This window comes from Chryseobacterium sp. AC405b, assembly GCF_979258685.1.
The window spans coordinates 2,849,487-2,864,460 of sequence record NZ_OZ409877.1 but is presented as its reverse complement, the minus strand read 5'-3'; the positions used below and the strand labels follow the sequence as shown (position 1 = coordinate 2,864,460).

Here is a 14,974-nt window from a genome sequence, read left to right as displayed (position 1 = left end):
AAAGATTAAAGATTAAAGATTAAAGATTAAAGATTAAATTTTACTCTAAAACTCTAAAACTCTAAACCATGAAATACTGTGCTTTCCTCCGCGGCGTCAATGTAAAAGGAACCAACATGAAAATGGCGGAAGTCTGCGAAGTTTTTAAAAACGCAGGAATGAAAGATGTTCTGTCTGTTTTAGCCTCTGGTAACATTATTTTCTCATCTGATAAAAAGGTTGAAGATTTGAAGGTTATTCTCGAAAAAGCAATGTCTGAACATTTTAATTATGAAGCTTTTTTGTTTGTAAAATCTCAGGCAGAAATTGAAAATTTTTGGAATTCAAATCCGTTTAATAAAAATGAAGACGTGCACGTTTATACTTTTATAGGAAGTAAAGATGTTGAAAATGTTTTGATGAAAGAATTTGAAAACGCTGTAAAGTCTGAAAATGAAGACACAAAAATAATCAACGGAAATTTCTATTGGCAAGTATTGAAAGGAAATACATTAGATTCAACATTCGGGAAAATTTTAGGGAAGAAAAGTATGAAAGATCAGTTTACAAGCAGAAATATCAATACATTTGAGAAAATTATTGCTAAGTTTAAGTGAAAATTTAATTTAAAGAATATTGACTTTTGAAATATATATATTTGCAAAATCTTCTGAGATAAAACAAACCTGAAAGGTTAAAAAATAAACAATACAATAAAAATGATTCAGTACTTAGATAACATACAACACAAAGATTCAAAAAACTTTTTTTTAATTGCAGGTTCATGCATCATCGAAGGTGAAGATATGGCTTTGAGAATTGCTGAAAAAGTAATTGAACTGACCAATAAATATAATATTCCATATATTTTTAAAGGAAGTTTTAAAAAAGCCAACAGAAGCAGAGTAGATTCTTTTACAACAATTGGTGAAGAAAAATCTTTGGAAATTCTTAAAAAAGTTGGCGAAAACTTTAATATTCCAACTACGACGGATATTCACGAAAATGACCATGCAGCTTTGGCGGCTCAGTACGTGGATGTTTTACAGATTCCTGCATTTTTGGTTCGTCAGACAGATTTATTGATTGCAGCAGCAAAAACAGGAAAATGTGTTTCATTAAAAAAAGGACAGTTTCTTTCACCGGAATCGATGAAATTTGCTGTTCAGAAAGTTACAGATTCAGACAATCAAAAAGTTGCTATCATTGAAAGAGGAAATTCTTTCGGATATACAGATCTGATCGTTGACTACAGAGGAATTCCTACGATGAGAGAATATGCTCCCGTTATTTTAGATGTGACGCATTCTCTTCAACAGCCGAATCAGAGTTCAGGTGTTACCGGAGGAAGACCAGATTTAATAGAAACCGTTGCCAAAGCAGGAATTGCGGTAGGTGCAGACGGAATCTTCATCGAAACTCATCCTACACCGGAAACTGCTTTATCTGATGGTGCCAACATGCTTCGACTGGATTTATTGGAAGATTTGTTACAAAAATTAACAAGAGTGAGAGAATCCATTTTGTAGTTGTTAAAAAATACTTAATTTTAGAATTCTAAATAATTTCTTTTGAAAAAAATAGTTTTACCACTGAGCCTCATGGTTCCCATGTTAGTATTCTCTCAAAACAAGAAGCGAGATACAACGAGAACAACAGATATTGAGGAAGTCGTTTTCCAGAAAAAGGTAGTGGGAAGTACGAATGACCTTACCACTGTAAAAATATCTGCAAAAGATGCTCAGAATGTGGCAAGCATTTCCGGAGGTATCGAAGGAATTATTAAAACTCTTCCCTCTGTAAACTCAAATACAGAGCTGTCTTCGCAGTATATGGTACGTGGTGGAAACTATGATGAAAATCTTATTTACATTAATGATATTGAGATTTACAGACCGTTTTTGATTAGGAATTCTCAACAGGAAGGTTTAAGTATCATTAATCCCGATATGGTTTCTACGGTCAATTTTTCTGCCGGAGGTTTTGAACCGAGATATGGTGATAAAATGTCTTCAGCATTGAATATTTATTACCGTGAGCCTGAGAAATTTGAACTTTCTGGTGAGGCAAGTTTAATCGGAGGGAGATTAACCACAGGTTTAGCTTCAAAAAATCAAAAACTGACAGCTTTATTTTCCGGAAGATATAGAAATACAAATCTCGTATTGAATACGTTAAATGAAGATACCGATTTTAACCCGACTTATTATGACTTTCAGACGTATCTGAATTATCATGTGAGTGATAAATTTACGATGTCGTTTATCGGATATTATTCAAAGAATGATTACGATATGGTTCCTAAAGAGCGAAGTGTAGACTTTGGATCTTTGCAGAGACCTATTAATCTTTCAGTTTTTTATAATGGTAAAGAAAACGATCAGTATAAAAACATGATGGGAACGTTCTCTATGAACTACAAACCATCTGATAAGTGGAGATTTACCTTAGACAGTTTTGCCTATCAGAATAGAGAAAGAGAGTATTACACGATAGCATCAAGTTATATTCTGCAAACTTTTGATCCGATTACCGGAAATCCGATTACTTCTTACGATATTGGAGGACAGATTGAGCATGCACGAAATGATCTTTTTGTAAGAACCTACGGAACGCAGTTCAGAACCCGTTTTTCACCAAATGTGAATACAGATATTGAAGTGGGTTTTAAATTTGAAAAAGAAAACCTGAGCGACCTTACTAATGAGTATAAATTAGTAGATTCTTCAGGATACAGCATTCCAAGGCCGATTGATGACCCAAGATTTCCAGATGCTTCAGAATTAGATTTATTTTACAGCATCCAGGGCAATAATCAGATAGAACCAACCAGATTATCTGCATACGCACAATATTCTCAGAAATTTTATTGGGGAGCAAGCAAAGTGTTTGTTAATGCCGGAGCAAGAGTTGCACACTGGAGTTTTAATGATGAAACTATATTCTCACCAAGAGCTCAGTTTGCGATAAAACCCGACTGGGATACCGATATGTTATTCAGAATTTCCGGGGGAATTTATTATCAGGCTCCTTTTTACAAAGAAATTAAAGATTTAAATGGAAATTTTAACTCTAATATAAAATCTCAGCGCTCAATTCAGGCAATTGTTGCGAATGATTTTGAATTTGAATTCGATAATCGTCCGTTTAAATTGACTACAGAAGCATATTACAAAAAAATGGATAACCTCATTCCTTATTACATGGATAATGTGAGAATCCGCTATTCGGGAAAAAATAATGCTACAGGATATGCGTATGGAATTGATACGAGATTGTTTGGTGAATTTGTTCCTGGGGTAGATTCTTGGTTGTCTGCAAGTTATGCCAGAATTTATGAGAATATCGATGGGAGAGGAGATATTCCAAGACCTACCGATCAGAGATTCAGATTTGCCATGTTTTATCAGGATTATATGCCTAAATTTCCATCCATGCGTGTGAATTTAACATTGACATATGCAATGGGATTACCAAACGGAGCGCCTGTTTTTACAGATCCTTATCAATATCAAAAAACCTTACCTTCATACAAAAGAGTAGATATTGGTTTGTCTAAAGTTTTCATCGACAGAAAAGACAATAAAAAAACATACGGATTCTGGGGTAATTTTGAAGAACTTATCTTGGGAGTTCAGGTTTTCAATGCCTTTAATATCAATAATACGGTTGCCAATCAGTGGATTACAGATGCCAATAGCAGTGTGATGTATCCTGTTCCTGTACGTTTAACGGGTAGATTCTTTAATGTGAAGCTTGAATTCAAAATTAAATAAGAATAAATTTAGAATTAAAAATAATGAAAAAACATATCATCGTATTTCTGTTGACATTAGTATCTTTTGTTTCAGCAAATGCACAAACAAAATCAAGTCCGCAACTGACAAAACTATACCAAAATTATATTTCAGTAAAATCTGCCCTGGCTTCTGATGATATCAAAAAAACATCCATTGCAGCTGGAGAATTTTTGAAAACATCGAAAACTGTAAATTCAAAAATGATTGCAGAAAAGAATTTGATTGTATTACAATCAAATGCAAAAATAATCGCACAGGCAAAAAGTATTGATGCCCAACGAAAATCATTTTATAATCTATCTGATGTAATGATTGCTTTGGCAAAAGAAAATAAATTGTCTGACAAAACCATTTTTGTTCAGTATTGTCCGATGGCAAAAGGTAGTTGGCTAAGCAATGAAAAACAGATTGTCAATCCTTATTACGGAAAATCGATGCTTGATTGCGGTTCTGTGAAGTCTGAAATTAAATAATTTTATCAAGATAAATACATTAGAAAAGAAACTCATTGGGTTTCTTTTTTTTTGGTTTCAGATGAGCGTAAATTTACTGCGAGATATATAAAATTAAAGGTTGATAAGAATTTTTATACCTTTGTTAATTCTTATGAAAAAATCTAATCCTGCATCGCACATTACACCACCTTGATTTTAGTTTAATAATTTCCCCATATCCATTTTTTTGGATAATCTTCTTTTAAAAAAACTTTTAATCATCTGTTCACAACACTTTAGTGTGGAATATTATATATCTTTTACTTTATGGAAAACATGACAATGAGTTTTCAATCATTAAAAAATATAAACTTCAAAAATGAAATATTAGCAGGACTCACCGTTGCAATGACTATGATTCCTGAGTCATTATCCTTTGCAATATTGGCAGGTTTGCCACCATTAACAGGGCTTTACGCAGCTTTTTTAATGGGAATTGTAACAGCTTTTTTAGGAGGCCGTCCCGGAATGGTTTCAGGTGGAGCAGGTGCAACTGTGGTCGTTTTGATTGCATTAGCAGCCACTCATGGTGTAGAATATCTGTTTGCTGCAGTAGTTTTGGCAGGAATGATTCAAATTCTGGTTGGTGTATTAAAACTAGGAAAATTCGTTAGATTAATTCCTCAGCCTGTAATGTACGGTTTTCTAAATGGTCTTGCAGTTATTATTTTTATGGCGCAGGTTGCCCAGTTTGAAGTAGTAGAAAATGGAGTAATTTCCTTAATGCAAGGCGTTTCACTTTACACAATGCTTGGTTTGACGGGTTTAACGATTGGTATTGTAGTTTTATTTCCAAAAATCACAAAGGCTGTACCCGCTTCTTTGGTTGCGATCATTGTTGTGTTTGCCTTGGTTTACTTTTTAAATATTGAGACTAAAAAAGTGATTGATATTGCTTCCGTAAGCGGATCTTTACCTAAATTCCATATTCCTAATATTCCTTTTTCGATAGAAACCTTACAAATTATTTTTCCTTATGCTGCAATTATGGCGGGTGTAGGTTTGATAGAATCTCTTTTAACTTTAAATATGGTTGATGAAATTACCAATACGAAAGGAAAATCAAATAAAGAAGCTGTGGCACAGGGAGTTGCTAATATTACCAACGGATTTTTTGGTGGAATGGGTGGCTGCGCAATGGTAGCACAGACTTTAGTCAATATTGATGCCGGAGCCAGAACCAAAATTTCTGCAATTGTGGGAGCATCCACGATACTTATCATCATTTTGGTAGGAGGTTCTGTGATTGAGCAGATTCCCATGGCGGCACTTGTCGGCGTTATGATGATGGTGGCAATCGGAACATTTCAATGGGCATCATTCAGGATTATTACAAAAATGCCAAAGTCTGATATTTTTGTAGGAATAACGGTCGCTGTGATTACTGTTTTACTTCATAACTTAGCTTTGGCAGTTTTGATTGGAGTCATTATTTCAGCTCTGGTTTTTGCCTGGGATAGTGCCAAAAGAATTAGAGCGAGAAAATCTATTGACGTTGATGGTCATAAAATTTACGAAATTTACGGACCGCTATTCTTCGGAAGTACAGCTGTGTTTACTGAGAAATTTGACAGTATCAATGATCCGGAAAAAATTATTATTGATTTTAAAGAATCCAGAATTGTAGATATGTCTGCTATCGAAGCTTTGAAAAAAGTCATTGAGAAATATGAAAGTAACAATAAAATGGTCGTTTTAAGACATCTAAGTGCAGACTGTATTATATTACTGCAAAATGCAAGTGGATTTATAGAAGTGAATATTCACGAAGATCCAACCTACAAAGTTTTGCCGGAATAAGTAATCTCTCAATTATTCTGATTTACTCTAAAAGATTTCTGATAATATAAATTAGATTATTTATGCGTAAGTCCATAATTATGTTTTTTATTATGAGATTGTGATCATTTTACATTAGCCCATTTTCTAACAATATTTTTCCTCTACTTGATATTAAATATGTTATTTTCTTATATTCAAATTTTTCTTCGTCTGTCGGATTAAATAAACCAACTCCTTTCTCTTGGAGCAATCCTAAATTATATAATTCTTCCTCTAACGGAATATAAAATTTACCATTTATACAATTTTTCAACAACATTAAATCATAATAGAACACTTTTTCCACAATATGACACAACTTTAAAAACATTGAATAATTTATTTTTTTAGCAATAAAATTTCTAAATAATTGCCCTATGATTTTAGGTTTTCCATCTGAATCAATTCTATTTATTATTTCTAATATTTTTTCACCTACTTTATGATTATATTCTCCAGAATCATCAATATATCTAATTTCTTTAAGAATAAATTCTTGGTCTAAATCATCTAATTCTTTTAAAAAATGAATTAATTTTTCAGTAAAAATTCTATCATTTATAGTATTCCCAATATTGAGTACTCTTAAAATTGTTCCAACTACAGGAATATCTTTTATAATATCATTATTTGTAAAACTATCTAATGATATTTCTGCTATATCTGAAACTGAAGTGAATGAATCACTATTTATAATTTCATAAAATTTATTTTCTTCCATAATACAAATATAAAAAAGCAGAGCCTGAAAAATCAAACTCCGCATAATAATTATTTAAACTAAAATTATTTACCTAAATAAGACTTCAAAATCTTACTTCTGGTATTGTGTTTTAGTCTTTTGATCGCTTTTTCTTTAATCTGACGAACTCTTTCTCTCGTAAGGTCAAAAGTTTCACCGATTTCTTCCAACGTCATTGGATGTTTACCGTTCAGTCCGAAATATAATCTTACCAAATCTGCCTCTCTCGGTGTCAACGTGTTCAATGCTCTTTCAATTTCGATCTGAAGAGATTCAAGCATCAAGTCTTTATCAGGACTTGGAGACTCACCTGAACGCAATACGTCATACAAGTTAGAATCTTCACCTTCTACCAACGGTGCATCCATCGACAGGTGTCTTCCGGAGTTCTTCATTGATTCTTTGATGTCTTCTTCACTCATGTCAAGAACTTCAGCCAATTCTTCCGGAGAAGGTGGTCTTTCGTTTTCCTGCTCAAGGTGAGCGTATGCTTTATTGATTTTGTTGATAGAACCAATTTTGTTCAAAGGTAATCTTACAATTCTCGACTGTTCAGCCAAAGCCTGTAAAATCGACTGACGAATCCACCATACGGCGTAAGAGATAAATTTAAAACCTCTTGTTTCATCATATCTTTTTGCAGCCTTCATCAATCCTAAATTCCCTTCGTTGATCAAATCGGGAAGAGAAAGACCTTGGTTTTGGTATTGTTTAGAAACTGAAACTACGAAACGAAGGTTGGCCTTGATCAATTTTTCCAATGCGACTCTATCGCCGGCGCGGATTTTTTGTGCCAAATCTACCTCTTCGTCTGCGGTAATCAATTCTACTTTACCAATTTCCTGCAAATACTTGTCTAGTGAAGCAGTTTCCCTGTTGGTTACCTGCTTGGTTATTTTTAATTGTCTCATTTATTTTATCTCAGAAATAGAGTTACTATATATTATACGTTTGAAACTATAAAAAGGTTACACTCGTTTTAAATATTTTTTATTGCGTTAAAACCAGATCGGATTTTTAGTTGTAAATTATCGCTCTTATTTTTATCAGATAATACAGCGCTCATCAGTTTGGGTAAAGTTTACAAAAACTTATACTGAGAATTTTGTGATTTAAAGCCTGTGTGAAATTCATGGGCTCTCAATACATTTTTCTCCACTTTGCTGCGAAAAAACTCCAAAAGAAAGGCATGAAAAAAGTGAAACCGAAGTTTCACTTTATCTATTTAGAATTAAAAATTGACTTTTAAAAAAGGTCATTCAGCATTTTTGCCAGTCTCAAACCTCCATAAAGAAGTTGTCTTTCCATCGTATCGTTGAACTTATACTGATAATCGTAACCCAGTTTCGATCCGTCTGGTGTCTGCGCATAAATTTTATTGGCAATCTGATGAGAATCAAATAACCAGTTTTCTAATGTTCCTGATTGAATTTTACTTACTTCATCTTTCGTTTTAATATCTAAAAGTTTAGCATACTCTGTGTAGCTGTATTTTTGAGAATCAACCAGTTTTCCGTCCCAGACTGAGTGTAGATTTGTTTTCTCTCCAAAATACGTAACGTTTATTTTGTTTCCTCCTAGATCTTCAGATCTTCCGGTGTGCATAGGCTGAGAAAGATCTCCCATCATATGAATAAGAAAAATTAAAGCTATTTTTCTGTCTTTTTCAGAAGTTTTTTCGTCTTTTATCTGTGCAGATAATGTTTTTATCTGGCTGTAAAGACTTGCTCCCGACTGCGCTTTCAAATTTTGCTCAAATGCCTTTAAATCTGTCTGCGGATCAATGTTTACATAATGCCAAGATGATGTCTGTTTCCAGACTCCTGTGGTATCTGATTTAATAAAATCCGGCCAGTTAGCCCAATAGGCAAGACGCTCCTGACCCATCATTTTTCTTATTTCTCTTTTTGCTTTACCAGATAAATGGTTTTCTGCAATTTCTGCAATTACCCGGTGACCTGTTAATCCCCATGCATACGAGTATACAGAACTTGCAACCGTTAATAATAGCAGCATTTTAGAATAAATACTTTTCATTTTTATGAATAATTTTAGATGCGCAAAGATAAGTAGACTTTTCAAAATCTGATTAAAATCAGGATCTTTTATTATAAAATGCACGGTTTGTTAAATAAATTTAATCTTCAATTTTAAATTAAAAAAATTTTAATTTTTACCGATAAAATCTTAATTTTATTACTAAATTGGACTAATAAAATTTTAATATTTGAGAAAAAATTATTTTTCAAGTTTTAAGAGATTTATTGTTTTATACTAATCACCACATCACAGAAAACGAATATGTACGACAATAGCATTGTAGATATGCATTATAATAAGCTTCAGACCGATTTTAAAGCTGAAGCTGTTGCAGTGAATCTTCTGAAATACCATAGAGCAGTAAGCAATATTTTTATCGACCGAATCGGCATCAACGACCGTGCTTATCTGAAAGATATTAAAAGTATTTCCAGTCAGTATCTTGGTTTTGACGAAGAAGTTCTCAGCATAAAGACTTACAGGGAAGGGATTTACGACTATTTACCTGAAGGAATTTTTCATCCTCCTTCACTCAATGCTTCAAGAAAAAATGTTGAAAGTGTAGTTAATGAAATCAGAAAGCAAAAAAGGGTAGAAGAAAGATGCTAGAAAATTTTTCAGACCTTTTGAGCTTGAGATTTTCTTTACAGAAATTGGTGCTTTGCTGAAAGAATTTGATTTTGATCTGGCAAGCGAAACAGATTCTCTCCTGAAAGTTTTCTCAGAGCTTTGGCCCAGTTGTGAAGATGCTCGATAAAAAAAATGCATATATTTTCATTCATATTTTACCATTTTTTCATCAGATAAAGGGAGACAAAAAATGGTTTGAACGTTGTATGACCTCATTTTTAAAGGTTCCGGTAGAAATCACCTTTACGCCAAATATCATAGACAGAATAGAAGAGGAGGATGATTCTATTTTATTGGGGAATTCAAGATTGGGAGTTACCTATATTCCAAGCGGAAAGCACATGGATGGCGAAAGAAATTGGGTGGTCAATATTGGTCCCATTCCTTATGACGAAATGAAAAAATATATTCCCGGTAGTCCTTTCAGAAAAGTGCTTCAGGCTTTGTATGATTATTGCCTGCCGGTGAATGCAGATATTGAAGAAAATTTTGTAACCGAAAAGAAAGAATACTCATTTATGCTTGAAGATGACGAAAGAAATTCTAACAGGCTTGGTTTCTCAACTTTTCTGTAAAATATTTTATTATATTTACAGTCATCAATCACAATCAATATTAATAGAACTCAATGGAATTTTCATCAGTAAAAGGTGTATTTTTAAGATATATTTTAGTGCCATTGCTGGCAGTGATTATGATGGGTATTTTAGGTGCTCTCAGAAGAAATCAGCCGGCAATTAAGATTAGAGTAATCATCATTTATATATTGCTGTGCAGCTTATGTCTTGCAATTCCCGGATTTTTCGGTTTTTCGGGAAATCTTTTTAATCCGTACTGGTATTTGATTTCTCAGGCTGTTTATTTAGGTTTTGGTATTATTCATGTCAATCTGATGCATCGTTTTTTCAGAAAACATATTCAATCATTTGGTTTGAGTGTTTTGTTTGAATCTATTCTTTCAATCACTTGTGTTCTTTTAGGATCCTATTTATTTGTTTTGATTTTTGATTGGATCAGCAAAGGGCAGGGTTATCCTGTGATGTCCGCTACAAGTGCTTTAACCTTTTTTGTTCCCATGGTATTTCACTACTGTTATATTCAGTTTATCAGTATTCCTGTTGATATTTACAAAACATGGAGATATTCTCCGGATCAGAAGCCGCCTGATTTTGAAGGCGCTGATTTTGACCGATTAATGGTTTTAAATGTTGAACTGAGCAAAAATCTTGAAGATGCTAACCGATTCAGAATTAAAGCTAAAACTCTGCCGACAGGAGTTACTTTCGGTGACTGGTTTTTCCGCGTGGTAGACGATTATAACCATAAAAATCCAAAGTCTGTCATTCATTTATCGAATGCAGAAAGAGAATCTTATTACTGGATATTTTATACAAAGAAATCTTTTTTCAGCTTCAGAAAATATATTGATTTCGATCAGGATATTAGCACCAACAGTATTTCAGAAAACGAAGTGGTCATCTGTAAAAGGGTGATTCAGCATGAAGAAGAAGGAAGAAGATCATCATAACACCAAATTTTAAAAAAGTATTACTATGATACAGCCAATCAAACATTTTGCAATCAACTGGGTTGATGGGATGAAAGTTTCTCAGAGACACCTTAACGATCAGGATAATTTTTTAATAGACACCATCAGAGATGCCAATTCTTTGGCCATTACATCATATAATTACGGTTTACTGCCTATTCCGAACGAATTTACGGATAAAACGGTTTTTGATGTTCATAATACAGCAACCAACGATGTACAGCTGGTTATCAAACATTGCAGTGCCGTTACTCTTGCCGGATACAGAATTGAGTTGAGAGACAGGAGAGTGAGTGTGAAATCTCTTGCCAAATCTATGAACCTTGAGGAAGATAACATAGACGGTGAATATTATATTTTGATTTCGGTAAATCCTTTTGACAAAGTACCTTTCGGGGATATTGACCCGGAAGAAATTCCGCCAAGACATCCGAACGCCCACGCCAATTATCATATCGAATTGTTACCTGTCTCTTCACTGAACAGCAATTATTCCGGTGGAAATTATCTGGTGGTAGGAAAAGTTGATTTTAAAGGAAATATTACTCAGGTTAACACCCATTTTATTCCTCCATGTACCTCTGTACAAAGTCATCCGTCTTTGATAGATTATTACAACGGATATGCAAAATCAATTGGAAATCTTCAACAGTATGCTTTTAAAATTATTCAGAAAGCTTCTCATAAAAATCAGAATACTGCGTTGGCATTGAACGTCAAATCACTGTGTACGGTTTTGGTGAATACTTTTGGTGATATGTATTTCCAGTTCAGAAATGTTATTCCTTATCAACCGCCTGTTTTTCTGATTGAATCTTTTGCGAAACTGGCTTTAAGAATGTACAACGCAACACAAGTTCTTGTACCTGCAGAACTGGAGGAAATGTTGAATTACAGCTTAGAATGGAGCGAAATTGCACCTCATACATTACTCAACCAGTTATCTACTGTAGCAGAAATCAATTACGATCATCACAATTGTGGCGAACCGCTTCTTAATATTCAGCAGATGCTGAAAAGTCTGGAAATTATTTTCTCTAAATTGAGCGAACTGGATTATATCGGTCAGCGAAAAGAAAATATCATCGTCAACGAGCAGGAAGTTTCTTCCAATACCAATCCGAAAAGAGGCTGGAGCGTTTTAGATTAATGATAATAACTAAATAAAAAATCCCGAAAACTCAATGTTTTCGGGATTTTTTGTTGTATTAAGCTTGTTTTTTTACTAGAATTTTATCGGTAGCTTTTCTGCTGAGCACTTCACGTTTCCCATCAACCTCAATCGTCACAGATCTGTCAAAATCTTCAATTTTGATGATTTTAATTTTTGTGTTCAGAAGAAGTTTTCTTTCTGTCAAATAGTTTAGAAAAGCATCGTCAGATAATGTTACAGAAGCAAAAACTACATTTTCTCCAACTTTGCAGTCGCTCAGTTTCTGCAGATCCTGAGAAATAATATTTCCGTCTTTATCGGGAATAGGTTCCCCATGAGGATCAAATTTCGGATGATCCAGAATTTCGTCCATTTTATCGAAAAATATTTTTGAATGCACGTGTTCCAGCTGCTCTGCAATTTCGTGTACATTTTCCCAGCCAAAATTCATTTTCTTAACCAGAAACATTTCGGTCAGCCTGTGTTTTCTTACAACCAAAGCGGCTTCTCTTCTGCCTTTCTCAGTAACTTTCAACGGTTTATAGCTTTCGTATACAACCCAGTTTTTCTCTGAAAATTTTTTCATCATGTTGTTCACACTCGGCATTTTTACATTCAGAAATTTGCTTAATTCATTGATGGTTACTTTGCCTTCATCGTCAACTAAATGAAATAATGCTTTCAGATAATTTTCTTCTGTTAATGTCGTTTTCAAAATGTTAGATGATTTTCATGACAAATCTAACAAAATATTATGTAAAGTTGAGTCTTGTTATTTTAAGTTTTTTTAATTTTACAGAATGAAATTTTCATTTAAAAACGATTATTCTGAAGGTTGCCATCCTAAAATTCTGGAATCTCTGATGCGCTATAATCTTGATCAGCAAGCCGGTTACGGAGAAGATGAATATTCTTTAAAGGCTAAAGATTTAATCAGAAAAAAATTAGAAAATCCTGATGCTGTGGTTTATTTTGTTTCTGGAGGAACACAGGCAAATCTTATTGTAATTTCTTCAATTTTAAAACCTTATCAGTGTGTAGTTTCTGCATCTACAGGTCATATTCTAAATAATGAAACAGGAGCTATTGAAGCAACCGGACATAAAATTTTAAATGTTGAAACGCAAGACGGAAAATTAAAACCATCAGATATTCAGCCTGTTCTAGACAATCACAGAAATATTCCTCACCAGGTGATGCCGAAATTGGTTTATATCTCAAATTCTACAGAGCTTGGAACCATTTATTCTAAAGGAGAAATTGAAGAACTTTCTCAATTCTGCAAAAAAAATAATCTGTATCTTTTTATGGATGGCGCAAGATTGGGACATGCTTTGACATCTGAGGTTAATGATTTATACTTTAATGATTTAGGAAAACTTACCGATGTTTTTTATCTTGGAGGAACAAAAAACGGTGCATTGATAGGAGAGGCGATTGTCATTAATAACCGAATTTTACAGGAAGATTTTGCATTTAATATTAAGCAAAAAGGTGCGTTGCTGGCAAAAGGACGACTGTTAGGAATTCAATTTATGGAGTTGATGCAAAACGATCTGTATTTTAATTTGGCCAATCATGCAAATCAACAGGCAATGAAAATTAAAAAAGCTTTGTCAGATAAAGGTATAGAATTTCTATCCCAAACATTTACCAATCAGATTTTCCCAATTCTAAACCATAAGTTGATTGAACTTCTATCTGAAAAATTTGAGTTTTATATCTGGAAAAATGTTAATGAAAATTATTCGGCAATCAGATTAATCACATCCTGGAATACCAGTGACGAAGCTGTAGATGATTTTATAAAAATTATTAATAAACATTTATAAATAAAAAAAATGCAACTCTTTCAAGTTGCATTTTATGTTTAAAAAATATTATTTCAAAGCTTTTGCGATGACATTGCAGTCTGCAGTTTCTAGCTTTTGGTCATCTTTATAAGTAATTTTAGATTCATCAGCATATTTCATTTGACCATTATCATCTTTTTGATTACCAATACCTTCAATTAAATTTCCGTTTTTCTGAATAAAGAAAATATCTCTCTTACTGGTTGTTCCTTCTGAAGCAAACTCATAGGTTAATTTCAGGGTATCACCAGATTTAAAGCCGGTTAAATCGCCTTTAGAGCTGTCTTTTTCACTGTTTTTATACATCATTTTTCCGGTTACCGTACCCAGATTGTCATCTACACTTACGAAAACACTGTCTTTTCCGGTTACTCCCAAATAACAGTAAGATTTTGGTCCTAAAGTGTCGATCACAGTTTTTGTGGTATCTGCAGTCGTATCCGAATCGGTCACAGGCGTTTGGGTTTCAACTTTTTTGTTACAGTTCATCAAAATAAGTGATAGCGAACCTAATAAAATGTATTTTTTCATAATATAAATATTCTCTGTTATGTTTAGCAATTCTAGTTTAATAGAATAACGTGAATGTACAAATTATTTTGCTTTTCAAATTTTACTTTATATTAAATTTTATTGCTTCTTAATTATATAATTTTCATTTTCTATTCGCTGAGCTTTTGATGGATGATATTTATCTGAACAGATTTACTGCTGATCAAAAAATTAATAATGTTAAATAAGAGTTTATACAAAAATCAGAGCTTACAAAACCTAGATTAATAAGTTTTCAAAAAGTCCTATAATTTATATTATGTTAAATAGTGTTTTTTTCTGCATTTGAGATTTTTTCTAAAAATCATGGGTTCACTGTACCTGAGATGCATATTAACATTTTCAATTCATATTTTTTTAC

General features: G+C 33.2%; 15 protein-coding genes. 10 read left to right on the top strand and 5 right to left on the bottom strand.

All coding sequences use genetic code 11. The features are described 5' to 3' along the window. The first annotated feature begins 68 nt into the window (after positions 1-68). The 5 genes from ACZZZA_RS13745 to ACZZZA_RS13725 all read left to right on the top strand — a co-directional run bounded on the left by ACZZZA_RS13745 (position 69) and on the right by ACZZZA_RS13725 (position 6,073). Entirely contained in the window at positions 69-596 is a 528-nt protein-coding gene (locus tag ACZZZA_RS13745) for a DUF1697 domain-containing protein (RefSeq protein ID WP_463432659.1), read from the top strand. Positions 597-698: 102 nt separating this feature from the next. Beyond that, a complete protein-coding gene (kdsA, locus tag ACZZZA_RS13740) occupies positions 699-1,508 on the top strand; it encodes a 3-deoxy-8-phosphooctulonate synthase (protein WP_463432658.1) in 810 nt (269 codons plus the stop codon). Between the two features lie 42 nt (positions 1,509-1,550). Beyond that, on the top strand, positions 1,551-3,755 hold the full coding sequence (locus ACZZZA_RS13735) for a TonB-dependent receptor plug domain-containing protein (RefSeq protein WP_463432657.1): 2,205 nt from the start codon (positions 1,551-1,553) through the stop codon (positions 3,753-3,755). A 23-nt stretch (positions 3,756-3,778) separates the two neighbouring features. Then, complete coding sequence (locus tag ACZZZA_RS13730) at positions 3,779-4,252, top strand: DUF3347 domain-containing protein (protein WP_463432656.1); 474 nt, start codon at positions 3,779-3,781, stop codon at positions 4,250-4,252. 303 nt (positions 4,253-4,555) lie between these two features. Next, positions 4,556-6,073, top strand: coding sequence for a SulP family inorganic anion transporter (locus tag ACZZZA_RS13725; RefSeq protein ID WP_463432654.1), 1,518 nt, complete (start codon positions 4,556-4,558; stop codon positions 6,071-6,073). A 109-nt stretch (positions 6,074-6,182) separates the two neighbouring features. On the opposite strand, the gene ACZZZA_RS13720 is transcribed toward ACZZZA_RS13725, so the two are convergent. The 3 genes from ACZZZA_RS13720 to ACZZZA_RS13710 form a co-directional block, all read right to left on the bottom strand. Beyond that, a complete protein-coding gene (locus ACZZZA_RS13720) occupies positions 6,183-6,815 on the bottom strand; it encodes a hypothetical protein (protein WP_463432652.1) in 633 nt (210 codons plus the stop codon). Between the two features lie 65 nt (positions 6,816-6,880). Continuing rightward, on the bottom strand, positions 6,881-7,747 hold the full coding sequence (locus tag ACZZZA_RS13715) for a sigma-70 family RNA polymerase sigma factor (protein WP_034757900.1): 867 nt from the start codon (positions 7,745-7,747) through the stop codon (positions 6,881-6,883). Positions 7,748-8,081: 334 nt separating this feature from the next. Then, on the bottom strand, positions 8,082-8,873 hold the full coding sequence (locus tag ACZZZA_RS13710; protein ID WP_463432642.1) for a S1/P1 nuclease: 792 nt from the start codon (positions 8,871-8,873) through the stop codon (positions 8,082-8,084). A gap of 264 nt (positions 8,874-9,137) precedes the next feature. Between ACZZZA_RS13710 and ACZZZA_RS13705 the strand changes: the two genes are divergently transcribed. The 4 genes from ACZZZA_RS13705 (at position 9,138) to ACZZZA_RS13690 (ending at position 12,205) form a co-directional block, all read left to right on the top strand. Continuing rightward, positions 9,138-9,485 carry a hypothetical protein gene (locus ACZZZA_RS13705; protein WP_463432640.1) on the top strand — a complete coding sequence of 116 codons (348 nt, stop codon included), beginning with the start codon at positions 9,138-9,140 and terminating at the stop codon, positions 9,483-9,485. Positions 9,486-9,712: 227 nt separating this feature from the next. Further along, positions 9,713-10,081 (top strand): type VI secretion system baseplate subunit TssG, encoded by a 369-nt coding sequence (locus ACZZZA_RS13700; protein ID WP_463432638.1) that lies wholly within the window; start codon positions 9,713-9,715, stop codon positions 10,079-10,081. A 53-nt stretch (positions 10,082-10,134) separates the two neighbouring features. After that, positions 10,135-11,034, top strand: coding sequence for a TssN family type VI secretion system protein (locus ACZZZA_RS13695; RefSeq protein WP_463432636.1), 900 nt, complete (start codon positions 10,135-10,137; stop codon positions 11,032-11,034). 25 nt (positions 11,035-11,059) lie between these two features. Next, a complete protein-coding gene (locus ACZZZA_RS13690; protein ID WP_463432634.1) occupies positions 11,060-12,205 on the top strand; it encodes a hypothetical protein in 1,146 nt (381 codons plus the stop codon). Between the two features lie 58 nt (positions 12,206-12,263). Here ACZZZA_RS13690 and ACZZZA_RS13685 read toward each other — a convergent pair whose 3' ends face one another. Beyond that, positions 12,264-12,923, bottom strand: coding sequence for a metal-dependent transcriptional regulator (locus ACZZZA_RS13685; protein WP_463432632.1), 660 nt, complete (start codon positions 12,921-12,923; stop codon positions 12,264-12,266). Positions 12,924-13,008: 85 nt separating this feature from the next. Here ACZZZA_RS13685 and ACZZZA_RS13680 point away from each other — a divergent pair, with 85 nt between their 5' ends. Beyond that, positions 13,009-14,040 carry a threonine aldolase family protein gene (locus ACZZZA_RS13680; RefSeq protein ID WP_463432629.1) on the top strand — a complete coding sequence of 344 codons (1,032 nt, stop codon included), beginning with the start codon at positions 13,009-13,011 and terminating at the stop codon, positions 14,038-14,040. Positions 14,041-14,088: 48 nt separating this feature from the next. On the opposite strand, the gene ACZZZA_RS13675 is transcribed toward ACZZZA_RS13680, so the two are convergent. After that, positions 14,089-14,592 (bottom strand): hypothetical protein, encoded by a 504-nt coding sequence (locus ACZZZA_RS13675; protein ID WP_463432628.1) that lies wholly within the window; start codon positions 14,590-14,592, stop codon positions 14,089-14,091. Positions 14,593-14,974 lie beyond the last annotated feature (382 nt).

Coding starts and splice junctions, on each gene's coding strand:
- ACZZZA_RS13745 (WP_463432659.1), top strand. CDS start 69: ATGAAATACTGTGCTTTCCTCCGCGGCGTCAATGTAAAAGGAACCAAC.
- kdsA (WP_463432658.1), top strand. CDS start 699: ATGATTCAGTACTTAGATAACATACAACACAAAGATTCAAAAAACTTT.
- ACZZZA_RS13730 (WP_463432656.1), top strand. CDS start 3,779: ATGAAAAAACATATCATCGTATTTCTGTTGACATTAGTATCTTTTGTT.
- ACZZZA_RS13725 (WP_463432654.1), top strand. CDS start 4,556: ATGAGTTTTCAATCATTAAAAAATATAAACTTCAAAAATGAAATATTA.
- ACZZZA_RS13720 (WP_463432652.1), bottom strand. CDS start 6,815: ATGGAAGAAAATAAATTTTATGAAATTATAAATAGTGATTCATTCACT.
- ACZZZA_RS13715 (WP_034757900.1), bottom strand. CDS start 7,747: ATGAGACAATTAAAAATAACCAAGCAGGTAACCAACAGGGAAACTGCT.
- ACZZZA_RS13710 (WP_463432642.1), bottom strand. CDS start 8,873: ATGAAAAGTATTTATTCTAAAATGCTGCTATTATTAACGGTTGCAAGT.
- ACZZZA_RS13705 (WP_463432640.1), top strand. CDS start 9,138: ATGTACGACAATAGCATTGTAGATATGCATTATAATAAGCTTCAGACC.
- ACZZZA_RS13700 (WP_463432638.1), top strand. CDS start 9,713: ATGACCTCATTTTTAAAGGTTCCGGTAGAAATCACCTTTACGCCAAAT.
- ACZZZA_RS13695 (WP_463432636.1), top strand. CDS start 10,135: ATGGAATTTTCATCAGTAAAAGGTGTATTTTTAAGATATATTTTAGTG.
- ACZZZA_RS13690 (WP_463432634.1), top strand. CDS start 11,060: ATGATACAGCCAATCAAACATTTTGCAATCAACTGGGTTGATGGGATG.
- ACZZZA_RS13680 (WP_463432629.1), top strand. CDS start 13,009: ATGAAATTTTCATTTAAAAACGATTATTCTGAAGGTTGCCATCCTAAA.
- ACZZZA_RS13675 (WP_463432628.1), bottom strand. CDS start 14,592: ATGAAAAAATACATTTTATTAGGTTCGCTATCACTTATTTTGATGAAC.